Raw genomic sequence first — 14,506 nt, 5'->3', positions numbered from 1 at the left:
AGTTTGGCATGCGTTGCGCAAGGCCTCATGAGACGGACGGCCGTCCCCCGGCGGCCGCGTATAATCGCCTTGGTATGCGCGTGCGGGCGGGAGAACCGCGGGACGCCGCCGACCTGCGTCGCCTGCTCGAGGGGATCGTGGGAAGGCGGCTGGAGCCGGAGCTGGTGGGCGAACTGAACGCCCAGCTGCTGCGTTTCCTGGGGGGCGAGGGCACCACGCTGGTCGTGCTCGAGGACGAGGGCCGAGTCGTGGGCGCGGTGACCCTGTGGTTGCGGCGGGGCCTCTACGACGACGGCCCGGTCGCCGTGGTGGACCGGCTCGTGCTCGACCCCGGCTACCAAAGCCCCGAGCACGCCCTGCGCCTTCTAGAGCAGGCCTTCGGGGTGGCCCGCACCGTGGGCGCCCTCGACGTCGAGGTGCTGGAGGCCGAGGGGTCCTACCTGCCCGAAGCGGCCCTGGAGGCCCTGGGGCTCGAGCCCGCACGCCTGTGGAAACGCCGCATGCTCTAAAGGAGGCCGGAATGAACGTACTGCCCAAAGGAGCCGAACCGCCCCACCTCAAGCTCACCGCCCTGGACGGACGCGAGCTCGACCTCGCCGCGCCCCCGCAGGCGTTGGTGCTGGCCTTCGTCCACCCCGACGTCGCCGCCAGCCGCAACGTGGTCGGTTTCCTGCGCAAGCTGCAGGAGATGCTGCCCGAGCTGCCCGTATGGCTGGTCTCCAGCGCGGACCGCGAGGCCACCGAGCGCTACGTCAAGGGGTACCTGGGCAACTACCTCGAGGGCTACCCGGTCGTCGCCGAGGGCTGCGCGGTGCTTGAGGCCTTCGGCGCCACCCACGTGCCCACCGTCCACTACTTCGCGGACGGGAAGGTGGACGTGGCCTTCACCGGCTTCCACAAGCTCGCGCTCAACACCCTGGCCGAGCGCGCCGCCGCCGCGCTCGAGGCCCGGGCCAAACCCCTGATCACCGACCTGGAGAACAAGGGCGAGTACGAACTGGCCGAACCCAGCGGTTGCTAGGACGATGCAAGGGCCGGTGACGCGGCTGTACAAGCTGAGCATCCAGGTGGCCTTCAACCTGGCCATCGTGGTGCTCGTCCTGGGCATGTTCGTGGGGGTCTGGCGGGTGCTGGCCAACCTGGGGCACACCCTGGGCCCTGGCACCACCCCCGAGGCCTTCCAGACGCTGATCACCGACGCGCTGACGCTGCTCGTCGTCATCGAGCTCGTGCGCACTTTCGTGGACTACTTCGAGTGGCAGCGGGTGCGCATCCACGTCCTCCTCGACGCCGGCGCCATCTTCCTGCTGCGGGAGCTGATCATCAAGCTCTACGCCCACGACTACCAGGGCCTGGAAGTGGTCGGGTGGACCGCGGGCATCCTGCTGCTGATGCTCGCCCGCACCCTGGCGGTGCGCTGGCCGCCGCCCCGCCACCCGGTAGGGGAGGAGGAGGCCGATTCCTGAAGCCCGCCCCGAGGTCGTGCTGGGGTGGGTGCTGGGCGCCGACCTGCGCGACCCCGAGGTGCTGGCCGCCTACGACGCCGCCCGCAAGCGGCTGCACGACCAGCTGAGCCAAACCTTTCCCGAGTTCGCCTGGCGGATCGAAACCTCCGAGCGCCGCGCCTTCATGCCCCGCGGCGCCCTCGACCCCGTCGACCTGCTCGAGGTGGGCGTGGCCGAAAAGCTGCACCGGCACTGGGACTACGTCCTCGTCGTGGTGCCCAACGAGCTGATCTCGCGCCACGGACCCAGCACCCTGGGCGTGCCCAGCTCGGCGCTGGAGGCGGCGGTGATCTCCAGCAGCCGGCTGGGCTCGGGGGCCCGGCTCGCCGAGCGCCTGGCGGCGCTGGCGCTCCACCTGCTCGGCCACCTCTGGGGGCTGGACCACGCCGCGTCGGGCCCCATGCGTCCGGTCGAGAACCCCGAGGACCTGGCGCCTGCGCCCTTCCCCGCGGCGCAGCGCGAACAGGCGCGGCGCCAGCTTGAGGAGGTGGCGCGCACCCGTCTCGAGGACGTGCGTGCGCGCTGGGGGGCGCTGAGCTTCTACGGCCGCACCTTCGCCAAGGACCCGCGCGAGATCCTCGCGGCCATCTGGGGCTACCGCCCCTGGCGGATGCCGATCTACCTGGGACGGCTCAGCGCCGCCGCGGCGGTGAGCGTCGTCTACTTCCTCCTCACTTCGGACGCCTGGGCGCTGGGGGCGCACCTTTCCTGGCGGGCGGTGCTGGGTCTGGCGGCGCTCAGCGTCGTGGCCGCCGCGGTCTTCATCTTCTCGGGGCAGGACCTGGGCCGCCTCGGCCGCGAGCACGCCTGGCGCGAGCAGCTGGCCCGCACCCGTCTGGTGCTGCTGGGAACGCTGGGGCTGGGGATGCTCTCGTTGTGGCTGGGCCTGCTCCTGCTCTCGCTCGCGGGGGCCTGGATCCTGCCCCGGGCGCTGCTCGAGGCCTGGATGGGCCTCGCCCCCACGGCCGAGCACCTGCTGCGCTACGCCGTCTTCACCGCGACGATCGGGGTGCTCGGGGCGGCGCTGGGCGGCAACCTGGAAGAGGAACGCGAGATCAAGGCCGAGCTCTTCTTCGACGAGGAAACCTGAACCCAGGGCAACCCGGAGAGGCCGGAGGGGCGCCGACGCGCTCCGGCTATAGTCTGGATATATCAAGAACCATAAGCCATTACATTGACATATTCGCTGTGGTATGCAATCAATAAAGTTGCGGTATCGATGCTGCCCGTAAGGGGCCGGCTCCGGCGTGCGGCGGCGCGCGCCGGCTGGACTAGACTGAACGATAGGAGGAACACAAGATGGTGATAAAAAAGGAGCACGCGCAGGCGCTCGAACGTCTGCTCGCGGACGAGCAGGCCAACAAGCCCTACACCCCGCTCGAGGAGGTGGACGAGCCCACCTTCGTGGAGCTGGAGCTCGCGGGCCTGGCGCGTTTCAGCACGCCGGTGCGGATCGTCCCGACCTACTTCGGCCGTGAGCTGGCGCTGTTACTCCGCGACCTTTACGCCCAGGGCCCCGACGCGCGCCCCGAAACCGAAGCGGGCGCGGAGGGCGAGCTGGTGGTGCTCGAGGGGCGCGGCCTCGCCCGCCCCGAGGCCTGGCCCGAGGGCTGGCGCTGGATCGGTAGCGAGGTCGTAGCCATGCTCGACGCCGCCGAGCGCGCCGGACGGGTGGGGCCGCTGGCCGCGGACGCCCTGATGGAGCGGGGCCTGGCCGTGCGGGTGCGCGACCGCGCCAGCAAGAAGGAGTTCCTGACCCTCTCCAGCGCCGGGCGCCGGGTGCTGGAGATCTACCGCGCCGCCGAACCCGGCCTCGAGATCGACGCGGCGCTGGCCGAGGCGGTGCGCAAGCTGCCGCTGGGCCCGGCACCGGCGAGCGAGCTGCCCACGCCCGCGCACGACGAGCAGCGGCTCGAGGCGATGCGGCTCGTCGCCTACTCGCTGCCCGACTCCGACGTCTTCGCCTTCACCGCGCTGGGGCAGGCGGTCAAGAAGGCGCTGGCCACCGGCGGCTGGGGCGAGGGCGACGTGCTGACCGCCGACATCCTCGGGGCGCTGGCCGACTACGTCGACGCCGGCGAGGCGACCGAGGCGGGGCTGGCCACGCTGCAGGCCCTGGGCTACGTGGGCCCCGCGGGCGAGCTGCTGCCCGCGGGCGAGTGGGCGCTCGAGGCCCTGCGGCTGTGGCAGGGCGGCGTCCGCGAGGAGGTGTGGAGCTTCGCGCTCGAGGCCGAAGAGGCCGAGGTGCTCGAGCAGATCGCGGCGCTGTGGCAGAAGGCCAGCGAGACGAACCCCGAGGAACGCCCGAGCTTCGAGGCGCTCCGACGGGCGATGATCGACCGCAAGGCGGCCGAGTACAAGGCGCTCGTGGAAAAGTACGGGCGCAAGCTGGACGAGATGCCCGAAAAGCAGCGCCTCATCGCCGAGCGCTTCCAGGCCGCGGCGGACCTGGCGCGCTGGTACGACGACAACTTCGACCTGCGCGAGGCGCTCTTGAGCCTCGAGTCCTTCGGTCTCCTCGAGACCGGTGAGGACGAGAAGGGCAAGGAAGTCTTCTACCTGACCGACTGGGGCGAGCTGGTCCTCGACGACCAGCGGGCCCAGCGCCGCGACGTGAGCGCCACCGCGGTCAAGGCCGTGACCCTGACCCGCCGCAGCTTCTCGGCCCCGGGGTACGCCTGGTGGCGCGAGGCGCGCGAGCAGGGGCTCGTGGGCAGCGCCGAACCCACGCGCTCGGGGCTCTTCTACGCCCAGCTGGCGGAGCACGTCGAGCGGCTGCCGCACCTCTCGCGCTACGAGCTGATGGTCTTCCACGTCGTCCCCGCCCGCGGCATGAGCGAGGACGAGGTCTACGCCGCGCTCGAGGGCCGGCTCGACCGCGAGCGCATCCGCTGGGCGCTGGAAAAGCTGGAGGCGCGCCACCTGATCGACCGCCTTCCCGACGGCAACGTCGTCGAGACCCGCGCCGGCGAGCTGCTCGACCGCGCGCTCGCGGGCGTGCCCGAGGGCTTCGGCCACCCGGTCAACCCGCTGATCTTCCGCGTCGTCGAGGCCCTGCGGGCCGTGGGCAGCCTCTACGTCAAGGAAAAGCGCGTGCGCGTGCTGCCGCGCAACCTGAGCGAGGCCATCGAGTACAGCGGGCTGCCCCGCGACGTCTTCGAGGACACCCTCGAGGCCGCCCGCGCGGCCGGCTTCGTGGGGCGCAACTCGGTCAACGAGGCGGGGCTGCGGCTGCTTGAGGCCGCGGAGGCCATGAATCCCGGCGAGGACGTCCACGGTCTCGTAGAGTTGGAGTAAGGAGGCCGCCATGGTGGACCTGGAACAGGTGAAGCAGCTGCTCGAGCGGGGCGACGTAACCGAACTGGCCCGGTACCTGGCGCGGACCTACCCCCAGGGGCTGGTGGGGGAGCGCGACGCGCTGGTGACCCTCTTCATGCAGACGGGGATGGAGCACGCCCAGGCCGTGCGCTGGGCCAGCCGGCTGGAGAAGGAGGGGCACGCCCACCACCTGCCCGGCACCAGCCCGCGCTGGATCTTTACCAGCAGGCCGGTGTCGCTGGCGGCGCTGGCGCGGATGGTCAAGGGCGAGTGGGGCGCCTTCGTGGGCGCGAGCGACGAGGCGGTGGAGGAGGCGCTGGAGTTCTTCGAGCGGCAGCTCGGCGTGGACCACACCACCGCCCAGGAGATCTACCGCGGCCTCGAGGCCGCCGGCTACGTCTCCGTGGCCTACCAGGAAGGCCCCGACTACGCCCGCGACCGGGTGCTCTTCGAGTTCCCCGAAGTCTTCCTCAAGCAGGTCTAGACGTGTTCGTACTGGAGACCCTGGGCCCCCTGGCCGCCGGCCCCGAAGGCTTTCCCCGGCGCGACGGGGCGCCGTACCTTCCCGGGGCCGACCTGCGCGAGGCGCTGCTGACTGCGGCGCTGACCTACGCCATCGAGCGCGACGAGGCCTTCGCCGCCGAGATGCGCCGTTTCGCGCAGCACGCCTTCAAGGGCAGCGCCGGCGAGCTGGCGGCGGCGATGCTGGAAGCGCTGCTAGTGCGCCAGCCCGAACTGGAGGCGCTGGCGCCGGCCGACGTGCCGCTCGCCGAGCCAGAGCGGCGGCGCGTCCTGGTGGTAAACACCGCGGCGGGGCGGGTGGAGGGCGGGCTCGAGCTGGAGCTCTTCGAAGGGCGCGCGGAGGTGCCCGCCCTCCTGCAGCCCGAACTGGAAACCTGGCTGGCCGCGGCGGCGCGGCGGTACCGGGCGGTGCTGTCTTCCGCCGAGGCGGCGGAGCTGACGCGGGTCCTTCCCGAGTCGGAGCCGCTGTACCGCGCGCTGGAGGCCCGCGAGGGCGAGGGGACGTTCTGGCCGCTGCGCGCGGGTTACTGGACGCCGGAGCCCGAGGGCGGGCGCTTCCTGGCCTTCGCGCGTTCGGCGGCCGCGGACCGGGCGCTCGAGCGCCGTTTCCGCACCCGGCCGCTGCCGCAGCGGATCCTCTACGACCCCGAGACCCGGCGCAGCCTGGGCTGGGTGAACCTGAGGAAGGAGGGCTGATTCGTGTTTCCCATCCGCGACTCGATCCGGCACCACGGACCCGCGCTGGTGACGCGCCTGCTCATCGCCGCCAACGTCCTGGTCTTCTTCTGGCAGCTGAGCCTGGGGCCCGAAGGCTTTCGCTGGGCAGTGAACGCCTACGGGTTCGTGCCCAAGCTTTTCTTCGCCGACCCCGCGGGCGAGTTCGGCCGCATCTTCACCAGCATGTTTCTGCACGGCGGCTTCGAGCACATCCTGGGCAACATGTGGTTCCTCTGGATCTTCGGCCCCGCGGTGGAGGCGCGCCTGGGCGGCGGCCGCTACCTGCTCGTCTACCTGCTGGCGGGAATCGGCGCCGCGCTCGTCGAGGCCCTCTTCCTCCCCGGCAGCACCGTGCCCATGATCGGGGCCTCGGGGGCGATCTCCGGCGTACTGGGGGCCTACTTCCTGCTCTTCCCCACGGCCTGGATCCTGACCCTGATCTGGCCGCTGCCCCCGATCTTCTTCTGGTTCCCGGCCGCCTTCTTCATCGGCTACTGGGTGCTCATCCAGGTCCTCTACGGGGCCCTGGGGCTGCCGGGCGTGGCCTGGTGGGCGCACGTGGGCGGGTTCACCGTCGGTTACCTGCTCACCTTCCTGTCCCGGCCCCGGCGCGAATACAAGGCCGAGCCCTTCTGGCACGGCATGTACGGTTTCTAGGAGGTGCATAGGTGAACAGCAGCGACTGGATCAGCCAACTGTTCTGGCTCTTCATCATCTTTTCGATGATGAGCCCCTACTTTCAGCAGCAGGCCCTCTTCGCCGCGCGCGCCCGCAAGATGGCGGCGCTCGAGAAGAAGCGCAAGAGCCGGGTGATCACCCTGATCCACCGCCAGGAGGCCATCAGCCTGCTCGGCATCCCGCTGGCGCGCTTCATCGACATCGACGACTCGGAGCAGGTGCTCCGGGCCATCCGCATGACCGACAAGAACGTGCCCATCGACCTGATCCTGCACACGCCGGGAGGGCTGGTGCTGGCGGCCGAGCAGATCGCCGAGGCCCTCAAGCGCCACCCCGCCAAGGTGACCGTCTTCGTGCCCCACTACGCCATGTCCGGTGGCACGCTGATCGCCCTGGGCGCCGACGAGATCGTGATGGACGAGAACGCGGTGCTGGGGCCGGTGGACCCGCAGCTCGGCAACAAGCCCGCGGCCTCGATCGTCAAGGTGCTGGAGATGAAAGAGGTCGCCGACATCGACGACGAGACCCTGATCCTCGCCGACGTCTCCAAGAAGGCGCTGAAGCAGGTCAAGGACACCGTCGTGGGGCTGCTCAAGAACACGATCCCCGACGACCGCATCGAGGACGTGGCCACCCTGCTCAGCCAGGGCACCTGGACCCACGACTACCCCATCGACGTGGCCCAGGCGCGAGGTTTCGGCCTGCCGGTGAGCACCGAGATGCCGCCCGAGGTGTACGAGTTGATGGAGCTCTACCCCCAGCCGCGCGGTGGCAAGCCGAGCGTGCAGTACATTCCGCTGCCGCACCAGCGCGAGGTGAACGGCAAGGGCCGTTAGCCTGCCGCCCTCCCGGCCGCCGGGCGCGCCCGGTGGCCGGGGACGTCATGCGTCGCACTCCGCGGCGCGCTTCAGGTAGGCGAGGACGGCGGACCAGCCGCTTACCAGGACCAGTACCGTCACCCACGCGATGTAGGGATAGTCGGCGGGGGTGAGGGGCCGGGAGGGGACGAGCGGCGCGGCGACGCCCAGGAAGACGGCCCCGATCAGCAACAAGGCGAACAACGCGCGCCCCGTGTGCGCGTGGCCCGGTCCGCAAGGGGCCCGGCGGGCAAGGTGCGCGAGCCACAGCAGCGCGCCGCCCCAAGCGATTACGAACCACGTCACCAGGACCATGACCAGAGGTTAACGGTTACCCGCCCTGCCGGGCCACCGCCCGCAGGTAGGCCGCGGCGGCCGTGAGCAGCGAAGCCGCCACGACCCAGGTAAGCCAGCGCTCCAGCGGGGTACGGAAGACCCCGGCGGCGAACGGGCCCTGCTGCGTCAGCCGCCCCCAGACCAGGCAGGCGACGAGCGCGGCGATCCATCCAAAGGTCAGGATTCCCAACCAGCGCCCCGCGCGGTTCACGCAGCCGGCGCTGCGGCAGCGCCCCGCGCGGTACGCCAGCCACAGGAAGCTCGCGCTCGCGGCCGCGGCGAAGGCCACCACCCCCAGCAGGTCGCGGATCATGGCGCCCTCCCTTCGGGCATCGGCTTTCCCCTGCTTTCATTCTACGCCTTCGGTGTAAATGTGGCCGGGACGACGCCACGAAGAAAAAAGGGTGCGAGAATGAGGGCATGCGGGCCCGGATCGCGCTCCTGGCAACCCTGCTCCTGGTGACGGCGTGCGCGCAGCAACCCGACGCCGGGCGACCCTTCGCCATGGGCTTCACCAGCTGGCCCTACGCTTTTACCGACGAGGCCTGGGCGGTGACCGTGGCCGAGGTCCGGGCGCACGGGGAGCTGATCACCTTCCACCAGGACCACGGCGTTCCCTGGTGGGAGGCGGCGACGGGCACCGCCTACGACCCCAACGTCGAGACCACCCTGGAGCGGCAGGCCGCTGCTCGTTCCGGGTTCCGCTGGGTCTACGTCTCGGCCACCCCTCAGAACAACGACCGCCGCACCCTGGCGGGGCACTGGGGGGCGCGCGACCACGAACCGCTGCCGCCGGAGTGGGCGGGGCGCAGCTTCGACGATCCCGAGGTCATTAGCGCCTACCTGAATTATCTGCGCCGGCTGGTGCGGACGCTCGAGCCCGACCTGCTCGCTTACGGCATCGAGGTAAACGCCGCCTACACCCCGGACGACCCCCGCTTCGCCGAGTTCCTGGCCTTTTGCCGCAAGGTCTACCCGGTACTCAAGCGCGAGTTTCCCGACCTCACCGTCTTCCTCACCTTCCAGACCGACAGTTGGGAGGTGGGCCGCACCGATCAGCTCGAGGTAACCCGGCGGCTCCTGCCCTACACCGACCTGATCGCCCTGTCCACCTACCCCTACGTCACCCCCGAAGCCGTGCGCCGTGGCAGCGCCGAGGGGCTGCCTCCGGAGGGCTGGCTCGACGTCTGGGCGGCGCTGGATCCCGACAAACCGCTGGCCGTCAGCGAGACCGGCTTTGCCGCCGAGGACCTGGTCATTCCCGCCTACGGCTTCGACGTCCGCGCCACGCCCGGCATGCAGGCGGCCTACGTTCAGCGGCTCCTCAGTGATCTGGAGCGCCTCAAGGCGCGCTTCGTGGTCTGGTGGGAGGTGCGCGACTACGACGAGGGTTACGCTTTCCTCAAGGAACACGGCCTCGACGATCCGGCCCTGCTCATCTGGAAGGACATCGGGCTCGAAGACGGCCGGGGGAGGCCGCGGCCGGCGCTCGAGGTCTGGGACGCCTGGCGCGCCCGTCCGCTGCGCCCCTAGCCCTGCGACCGCGGTGGCTGGCCGCCTTCCTCGCTTCGCAGCAACGCCCCCAGGTAGCTCACCGCGGCGGCGGCGACCGAAAGGCCCAGCAGCGAGCCCAGGCCCTTGGTGACCCAGACCGGCAGCTCAGACGGGGCGATCCGGCCGGAGGCCACCGCGTACGTGACCAGGGCCACGAGGGTCAGCACCAGGAGCACCAGGGCGAAGCCCAGCGGCAGGGTGCAGCGCGGGCGGCGGCAGCCGCGGCCGAGGGCGGCAACCCAGAGGAAACCCGCGGTAAAGACCAGCGAAAGCAAGGCGGTCTGGGTGGTGGCGTCCATCTTCAGCACTATAAGGCCGCGGGGCGGCGTTCGCCCCCACATTCCCCGGAGCGCCGCGGCGGCTCCGCGTTGGTGGAGCGTCCCGGCTCGAGCAGGGCCGGGTAAGGGTCGCCGGCGATACCCAGGCAGCGGGCGAGGACACGGGCGAGCCGCCGGGCGAAGCGCTCGGGGTTATCCGTTCGGCACACGACGTCAAGGTCGCTTCCCTCCACGTCCAGCTCCAGCGGAAAGGTACCGGCGAGCACGGGGTCTGCACCCCGCAGCGCCGGGTGGCGCGCGAGCCGTGCGAAGGCGGCGAGAGCCGCGGCCGCGCGGGCGGTCACGCTCCCATTCTGCCCCGGAGAGGCTGACCGGTGGGTCAGTTTCGCGGTAAGCTGAAAGGGTGCGCGCCGTATGGAACCTGCACCTCGCCACCTTTCTCTTCTTCCTGGCCTACGGCCTGACCGTGCCCACGCTGCCCCTTTACCTCAAGGCCCAGGGTCTCGGGGCGGCCTGGATCGGCTGGGCGGTGGCGCTGATGCCGCTTGCGGGGTTGGCGTTGCGGCCCTTCGGGGGATGGGCCTCCGACGGTTGGAGCCGTAAGAAGCCGAGCCTGATCGGCCTGGGTTTGGGGGCGCTCTCGGGCCTCTTCTACCTGGGGCCCCTGGGCGCGGTGCTGGCCGGGCGCTTTCTCCAGGGCGCGGCCATGGCCCTCTTCGCCCCCAGCTCGCTGGCCATCACCAGCGACCTGGTGCCCGAACACGTCGTGGGCCGGGTCATGGGCACCCGCAACCTGATCCTGGGCATCGGGGTGATGAGCGGCACCGCCCTGGGCGGCTTCGTGGTGGACCTCTACGGTTTTTCCGCGGTCTGGCTGCTGGTGCTCGGGGTGCAGCTCGTCTGGATTCCCTTCTTCGTCTGGGGCGTGCCCGAGACGCTGGACGCCCCCTCCGCCAACCCCTGGTGGGCCAACTTCGGCACCGTCCTGCGCGACCGGGGCATCCTGGCGCCCACGCTGGCCAACACCGGTTTCGCCGCGGTCTTCGCCACCCTGCAGACCTTCTACCCGCTCGTCCTCAGCGAGGCGGGTTTCCGGGCCGCCTGGGTGGGCGCCTTCCTGGCCTTCTACAGCCTGGTTTCGGTCTTCTTCCGCCTTCCCGCCGGTTACCTGGCCGACCGCTTCGAGGCCGGCTGGGTGGCGCTCGCCGGGTTCGTGAGCGCCACGCTGGGCCTGTTCCTGCTCTGGGCGCTGCCCCTGCCGCCGTTCGCCTTCGCCGCCGGCTTCTTCATGGGCGCCGGCGCCGGCCTCTACCTGCCCGCCAACATCGTGGCCGTAACCCGCGCCGCGCGGCCGGAGATGCGGGGCTCGGCCTTCAGCCTCTTCACCGCCAGCTGGGACCTGGGCGGCCTGGTGGGGCCGCCTGTGGGCGGTGCGGTGGCCGCGGCGCTGGGGTTGAACGCGCTCTTCCCGCTGATGGCGCTGGGGGCGCTGCTGACCGTCCTGGTCTTCGTCTGGGTGCGGGGCGGCGGCGGCCGCGCGCGTCCGGCGTAGCATGAGGGCATGACGATTCTCCGGCGTTTCTTCGCAGCCCTCTTCGGTCTGGTGCTGCTCGCCGCCCTGGCCTTCGCCGGTCTGGTGGCCTGGCTCTGGATCACCGACTACCGGCCGCAGCCCGTGGAACCGCTCGCGGTTCAGGGGCAGGGAAGCTTCGGCGCGCCCGGCGGCCTGAGCCTTCTGACCTGGAACATCGGCTACGCCGGCCTGGGGGCCGAGCAGGACTTCTTTCTCGACGGCGGCCGCCACGGCTGGCCCGCCCGCGCCGAGGTGGAGCGCTACCTCGCGGGCATCGCCGCCTACCTCAAAGACCGCCCCGCCGATGTGGTGCTCCTCCAGGAGGTGGACCTGTCTTCCCGCCGCAGCTACGGCATCAACGAAGTGCTGGCGCTGGCCCGGGCGCTGCCCGGCTACGCCTTCGTCCTGGCCAAGAACTACGACGTCGCCTTCGTTCCGGTGCCCGTGGCCCGGCCGATGGGCCGGGTCAAGTCGGGGCTGATGACGCTGTCGCGCTGGCGTCCTTCCGCCGCCGAGCGGCACGCCCTGCCCGGCCGTTACGGCTTCCTGGTGCAGCTGGTGCAGCTCGACCGCGCCTTCGTTTTGACCCGTTACCCGGCCGCGGACGGGCGCGACTGGGTGGTGATCAACACCCACAACTCGGCCTTCGACGCCGGTCAGCTGCGCGAGCAGCAGCTGGGCTACATCAAGGAGGTCATGACCCGCGAGTACGCCAAGGGGAACTACGTTGTCGTGGGCGGTGACTGGAACCTGATCCTGCCCGGGGTGGACCCCGACACCGCCTTTCCCCACCGCGAGCCGCGCCCCGGGTTCTACCTGCCCTTCCCCGCGGACTGGACGCCCGCCGGCTGGACCTGGGCCTACGACGCCGCTGCGCCCACCAACCGCTCCGTGAGCCGCCCCTGGAAGGCGGGCGAGAACTACGTGACCGTGATCGACGGTTTCCTGGTGAGCCCCAACGTCACGGTGCAGGAGGTGCGCACCGAGGACCTGGGCTTCGCGGACACCGACCACAACCCGGTGCGGGTGCGGCTGAGCGTGGGGGAGCGGTAGTTGGTAAATAGGTTTTCGGAGGTGGGGTGTGGGAGGTGGATAAGCGAACTGTACGTAGTGCGTGGTGCGTAGTACGTGGTAGCCAGCTTGAATCGAGCGCGCTATGCGCGATGGCGCGCTGCGTTGTCTCCACAGGCCACAAGCTATAGGCCACAGGCTACGAGCCGGTTTTAACCCCCACCCCGGCCCTCCTCAAGGGGAGGGGGCGTTGTTTTACAGTAACCAAGCCGTGGATTAAAGGCGTGGCATGGGCCCCGGCTCGCGGGCGCCAAGCGCCCTTGGCCGGGGACTTGCCTTCACTTTTTCAACGACCCATTACCGATTCCCCGGACGAGGCCGGCTGGCCCGCCGAGATCCCGGGGTCCATGCCGGAAGAGAAGCCGGGGTTCTCCTGTCGCTGATGCGCAAACGTTGCAACGAAGAGGTGAAACCTTCCTCTACCGGTAGAAAGCCGAATGATGGGCATGGTGCTTCTACTGACCACAAGCTACGGGCTACAAACCATCCTGTCACCACCACGCACTACGCACTACGTACCACGTACCCGCAAGGGCTGCCCCCTACGGCGAGATAGCGCACCCTACAAGCCACGAGCTACAGGCTGCTTATTCCGCCAATCGGCCCCGCCCCGCTCGGGTTAGGATAGGCCCTATGGCGAAGGAGCAAGGCGTCACGCCGCAGTCGCAGGACTTCAGTGAGTGGTACATCGACGTCATCCAGAAGGCCGAACTGGTGGACTACGGCCCCGTACGCGGCACCATGGTGATGCGCCCCTACGGCTACGCGCTGTGGGAGAACCTGCAGCGCGAGCTCGACCGGATGATCAAGGAGACCGGGCACCAAAACGCCTACTTCCCCCTCTTCATCCCCATGAGCTTCCTGCAGAAGGAGGCCGAGCACGTCGAGGGTTTCGCTCCCGAGCTGGCCGTGGTCACCCACGCCGGCGGCGAGGAACTGGAAGAGCCGCTGGCGGTGCGGCCCACCAGCGAGACCGTGATCGGCTACATGTGGTCGAAGTGGATCGGCAGCTGGCGCGACCTGCCGGTGCTCATGAACCAGTGGGCCAACGTGGTGCGCTGGGAGAAGCGGCCCCGCCCCTTTCTGCGAACGACCGAGTTCCTCTGGCAGGAGGGGCACACCGCCCACGCCACCCGTGAGGAAGCCGAGGAGGAGACGCGGCGGATGCTGGGGGTCTACGCCAAGCTGGCCCGCGACTACGCCGCCATCCCGGTGTGGGAGGGCATGAAGACCGAGAAGGAGAAGTTCGCCGGCGCCGTCTACACCACCACCATCGAGGCGATGATGCGCGACGGCAAGGCGCTCCAGGCCGGCACCAGCCACTTCCTGGGGCAGAACTTCGCGCGCGCCTTCGAGATCACCTTCCAGGACCAGGACCTGGAGGAGAAGTACGTCTGGACCACCTCCTGGGGGCTTTCCACCCGCATGATCGGGGCCATCATCATGGCCCACGGCGACGACCAGGGGCTGATCCTGCCGCCCAAGCTGGCCCCCGTTCAGGTGGTGATCGTGCCCATCTACCGCAAGAACACCCGTGAGGTGGTGCTCGAGGCCGCCCGCGCGCTCGCCCGCGAGATCCGGCGCGCCGGGGTGCGCGTCCACACCGACGACCGCGACCAGTACAGCCCCGGCTACAAGTTCAACGAGTGGGAGCTCAAGGGCGTGCCGTTGCGGATCGAGATCGGCCCCCGCGACGTGGAGGCCGGCCACGCGGTCCTCAAGAGCCGGCTGGGCGGCGAGAAGGAGTTCATCGGCCTGCGCGACCTGCCGGGGCTCCTGCCCGAGCGGCTCGAAGCCTTTCACCGCGCCCTCTACGAGCGCGCGCTCGCCTTCCGCGAGGCCGGGGTGCGCCGGGTGGACGACTACGACGCCTTCAAGGCGCAGGTGGAGCAGGGCTTCGCCGCCGCCTTCCACTGCGGCGAGGCCGCCTGCGAGAAGGCCATCCAGGAGGAGACCAAGGCGACCACCCGCCTGATTCCCTTCGACTTCCCCGACGAGGAGGGGGTCTGCGTGCGCTGCGGCAAGCCCAGCGCCTACGGCAAGCGGGTCCTCTTCGCCAAAGCCTACTGATCCAGGGCGCGGCCTTGCCCCGGCGCC

Annotated in this window: 17 protein-coding genes; 13 read left to right on the top strand and 4 right to left on the bottom strand. The window is 70.3% G+C overall.

Annotated elements, in window-relative coordinates:
* Positions 1 to 74 precede the first annotated feature (74 nt).
* The 9 genes from HNQ05_RS02465 to HNQ05_RS02425 all read left to right on the top strand — a co-directional run bounded on the left by HNQ05_RS02465 (position 75) and on the right by HNQ05_RS02425 (position 7,576).
* A complete protein-coding gene (locus HNQ05_RS02465) occupies positions 75 to 509 on the top strand; it encodes a GNAT family N-acetyltransferase (protein WP_183677555.1) in 435 nt (144 codons plus the stop codon).
* A gap of 11 nt (positions 510 to 520) precedes the next feature.
* Positions 521 to 1,021: a hypothetical protein gene (locus HNQ05_RS02460; RefSeq protein WP_147145808.1), complete on the top strand. Its 501-nt coding sequence runs from the start codon at positions 521 to 523 to the stop codon at positions 1,019 to 1,021.
* 16 nt (positions 1,022 to 1,037) lie between these two features.
* A complete protein-coding gene (locus HNQ05_RS02455) occupies positions 1,038 to 1,466 on the top strand; it encodes a phosphate-starvation-inducible PsiE family protein (RefSeq protein WP_183677553.1) in 429 nt (142 codons plus the stop codon).
* 16 nt (positions 1,467 to 1,482) lie between these two features.
* Complete coding sequence (locus tag HNQ05_RS02450) at positions 1,483 to 2,595, top strand: hypothetical protein (protein ID WP_147145812.1); 1,113 nt, start codon at positions 1,483 to 1,485, stop codon at positions 2,593 to 2,595.
* A gap of 209 nt (positions 2,596 to 2,804) precedes the next feature.
* Positions 2,805 to 4,802 carry a DUF505 domain-containing protein gene (locus HNQ05_RS02445; protein ID WP_147145814.1) on the top strand — a complete coding sequence of 666 codons (1,998 nt, stop codon included), beginning with the start codon at positions 2,805 to 2,807 and terminating at the stop codon, positions 4,800 to 4,802.
* Between the two features lie 10 nt (positions 4,803 to 4,812).
* A complete protein-coding gene (locus HNQ05_RS02440) occupies positions 4,813 to 5,307 on the top strand; it encodes a hypothetical protein (RefSeq protein WP_246104082.1) in 495 nt (164 codons plus the stop codon).
* A gap of 2 nt (positions 5,308 to 5,309) precedes the next feature.
* Positions 5,310 to 6,041 carry a hypothetical protein gene (locus HNQ05_RS02435; protein ID WP_147145817.1) on the top strand — a complete coding sequence of 244 codons (732 nt, stop codon included), beginning with the start codon at positions 5,310 to 5,312 and terminating at the stop codon, positions 6,039 to 6,041.
* A 3-nt stretch (positions 6,042 to 6,044) separates the two neighbouring features.
* The gene (locus HNQ05_RS02430; RefSeq protein ID WP_147145819.1) at positions 6,045 to 6,719 is read left to right on the top strand and encodes a rhomboid family intramembrane serine protease; all 675 of its coding nucleotides are present in this window, start codon (positions 6,045 to 6,047) and stop codon (positions 6,717 to 6,719) included.
* A gap of 11 nt (positions 6,720 to 6,730) precedes the next feature.
* Complete coding sequence (locus HNQ05_RS02425; RefSeq protein ID WP_147145822.1) at positions 6,731 to 7,576, top strand: SDH family Clp fold serine proteinase; 846 nt, start codon at positions 6,731 to 6,733, stop codon at positions 7,574 to 7,576.
* Between the two features lie 45 nt (positions 7,577 to 7,621).
* Here HNQ05_RS02425 and HNQ05_RS02420 read toward each other — a convergent pair whose 3' ends face one another.
* Together HNQ05_RS02420 and HNQ05_RS02415 are read right to left on the bottom strand one after the other, a co-directional pair.
* A complete protein-coding gene (locus HNQ05_RS02420; protein ID WP_147145824.1) occupies positions 7,622 to 7,912 on the bottom strand; it encodes a hypothetical protein in 291 nt (96 codons plus the stop codon).
* A gap of 16 nt (positions 7,913 to 7,928) precedes the next feature.
* On the bottom strand, positions 7,929 to 8,246 hold the full coding sequence (locus HNQ05_RS02415) for a hypothetical protein (RefSeq protein ID WP_147145825.1): 318 nt from the start codon (positions 8,244 to 8,246) through the stop codon (positions 7,929 to 7,931).
* A gap of 107 nt (positions 8,247 to 8,353) precedes the next feature.
* Between HNQ05_RS02415 and HNQ05_RS02410 the strand changes: the two genes are divergently transcribed.
* Positions 8,354 to 9,466, top strand: coding sequence for a hypothetical protein (locus tag HNQ05_RS02410; RefSeq protein WP_147145827.1), 1,113 nt, complete (start codon positions 8,354 to 8,356; stop codon positions 9,464 to 9,466).
* Here HNQ05_RS02410 and HNQ05_RS02405 read toward each other — a convergent pair.
* Both HNQ05_RS02405 and HNQ05_RS02400 read right to left on the bottom strand, forming a co-directional pair.
* Positions 9,463 to 9,786, bottom strand: a complete 324-nt coding sequence (locus tag HNQ05_RS02405) for a hypothetical protein (protein WP_147145830.1) — start codon at positions 9,784 to 9,786, stop codon at positions 9,463 to 9,465. The genes HNQ05_RS02410 and HNQ05_RS02405 overlap by 4 nt on opposite strands.
* A gap of 8 nt (positions 9,787 to 9,794) precedes the next feature.
* Positions 9,795 to 10,109, bottom strand: a complete 315-nt coding sequence (locus HNQ05_RS02400) for a DUF4269 domain-containing protein (protein ID WP_183677551.1) — start codon at positions 10,107 to 10,109, stop codon at positions 9,795 to 9,797.
* A 59-nt stretch (positions 10,110 to 10,168) separates the two neighbouring features.
* Between HNQ05_RS02400 and HNQ05_RS02395 the strand changes: the two genes are divergently transcribed.
* The 3 genes from HNQ05_RS02395 (at position 10,169) to proS (ending at position 14,479) form a co-directional block, all read left to right on the top strand.
* Positions 10,169 to 11,317 carry an MFS transporter gene (locus HNQ05_RS02395; RefSeq protein ID WP_147145836.1) on the top strand — a complete coding sequence of 383 codons (1,149 nt, stop codon included), beginning with the start codon at positions 10,169 to 10,171 and terminating at the stop codon, positions 11,315 to 11,317.
* Between the two features lie 9 nt (positions 11,318 to 11,326).
* On the top strand, positions 11,327 to 12,391 hold the full coding sequence (locus tag HNQ05_RS02390) for an endonuclease/exonuclease/phosphatase family protein (RefSeq protein WP_147145839.1): 1,065 nt from the start codon (positions 11,327 to 11,329) through the stop codon (positions 12,389 to 12,391).
* 651 nt (positions 12,392 to 13,042) lie between these two features.
* Positions 13,043 to 14,479, top strand: coding sequence for a proline--tRNA ligase (gene proS, locus HNQ05_RS02385; protein WP_147145842.1), 1,437 nt, complete (start codon positions 13,043 to 13,045; stop codon positions 14,477 to 14,479).
* The last annotated feature ends 27 nt before the right edge of the window (positions 14,480 to 14,506 follow it).

The organism is Oceanithermus desulfurans (assembly GCF_014201675.1).
GTDB classification, from domain to species: domain Bacteria; phylum Deinococcota; class Deinococci; order Deinococcales; family Marinithermaceae; genus Oceanithermus; species Oceanithermus desulfurans.
This window is presented reverse-complemented; position numbering and strand designations above follow the sequence as displayed.

What these genes read in the sequence shown, in the direction of transcription:
- HNQ05_RS02465 (WP_183677555.1), top strand. Translation starts at nt 75, where the DNA reads ATGCGCGTGCGGGCGGGAGAACCGCGGGACGCCGCCGACCTGCGTCGC.
- HNQ05_RS02460 (WP_147145808.1), top strand. Translation starts at nt 521, where the DNA reads ATGAACGTACTGCCCAAAGGAGCCGAACCGCCCCACCTCAAGCTCACC.
- HNQ05_RS02445 (WP_147145814.1), top strand. Translation starts at nt 2,805, where the DNA reads ATGGTGATAAAAAAGGAGCACGCGCAGGCGCTCGAACGTCTGCTCGCG.
- HNQ05_RS02440 (WP_246104082.1), top strand. Translation starts at nt 4,813, where the DNA reads ATGGTGGACCTGGAACAGGTGAAGCAGCTGCTCGAGCGGGGCGACGTA.
- HNQ05_RS02420 (WP_147145824.1), bottom strand. Translation starts at nt 7,912, where the DNA reads ATGGTCCTGGTGACGTGGTTCGTAATCGCTTGGGGCGGCGCGCTGCTG.
- HNQ05_RS02415 (WP_147145825.1), bottom strand. Translation starts at nt 8,246, where the DNA reads ATGATCCGCGACCTGCTGGGGGTGGTGGCCTTCGCCGCGGCCGCGAGC.
- HNQ05_RS02410 (WP_147145827.1), top strand. Translation starts at nt 8,354, where the DNA reads ATGCGGGCCCGGATCGCGCTCCTGGCAACCCTGCTCCTGGTGACGGCG.
- HNQ05_RS02405 (WP_147145830.1), bottom strand. Translation starts at nt 9,786, where the DNA reads ATGGACGCCACCACCCAGACCGCCTTGCTTTCGCTGGTCTTTACCGCG.
- HNQ05_RS02390 (WP_147145839.1), top strand. Translation starts at nt 11,327, where the DNA reads ATGACGATTCTCCGGCGTTTCTTCGCAGCCCTCTTCGGTCTGGTGCTG.
- proS (WP_147145842.1), top strand. Translation starts at nt 13,043, where the DNA reads ATGGCGAAGGAGCAAGGCGTCACGCCGCAGTCGCAGGACTTCAGTGAG.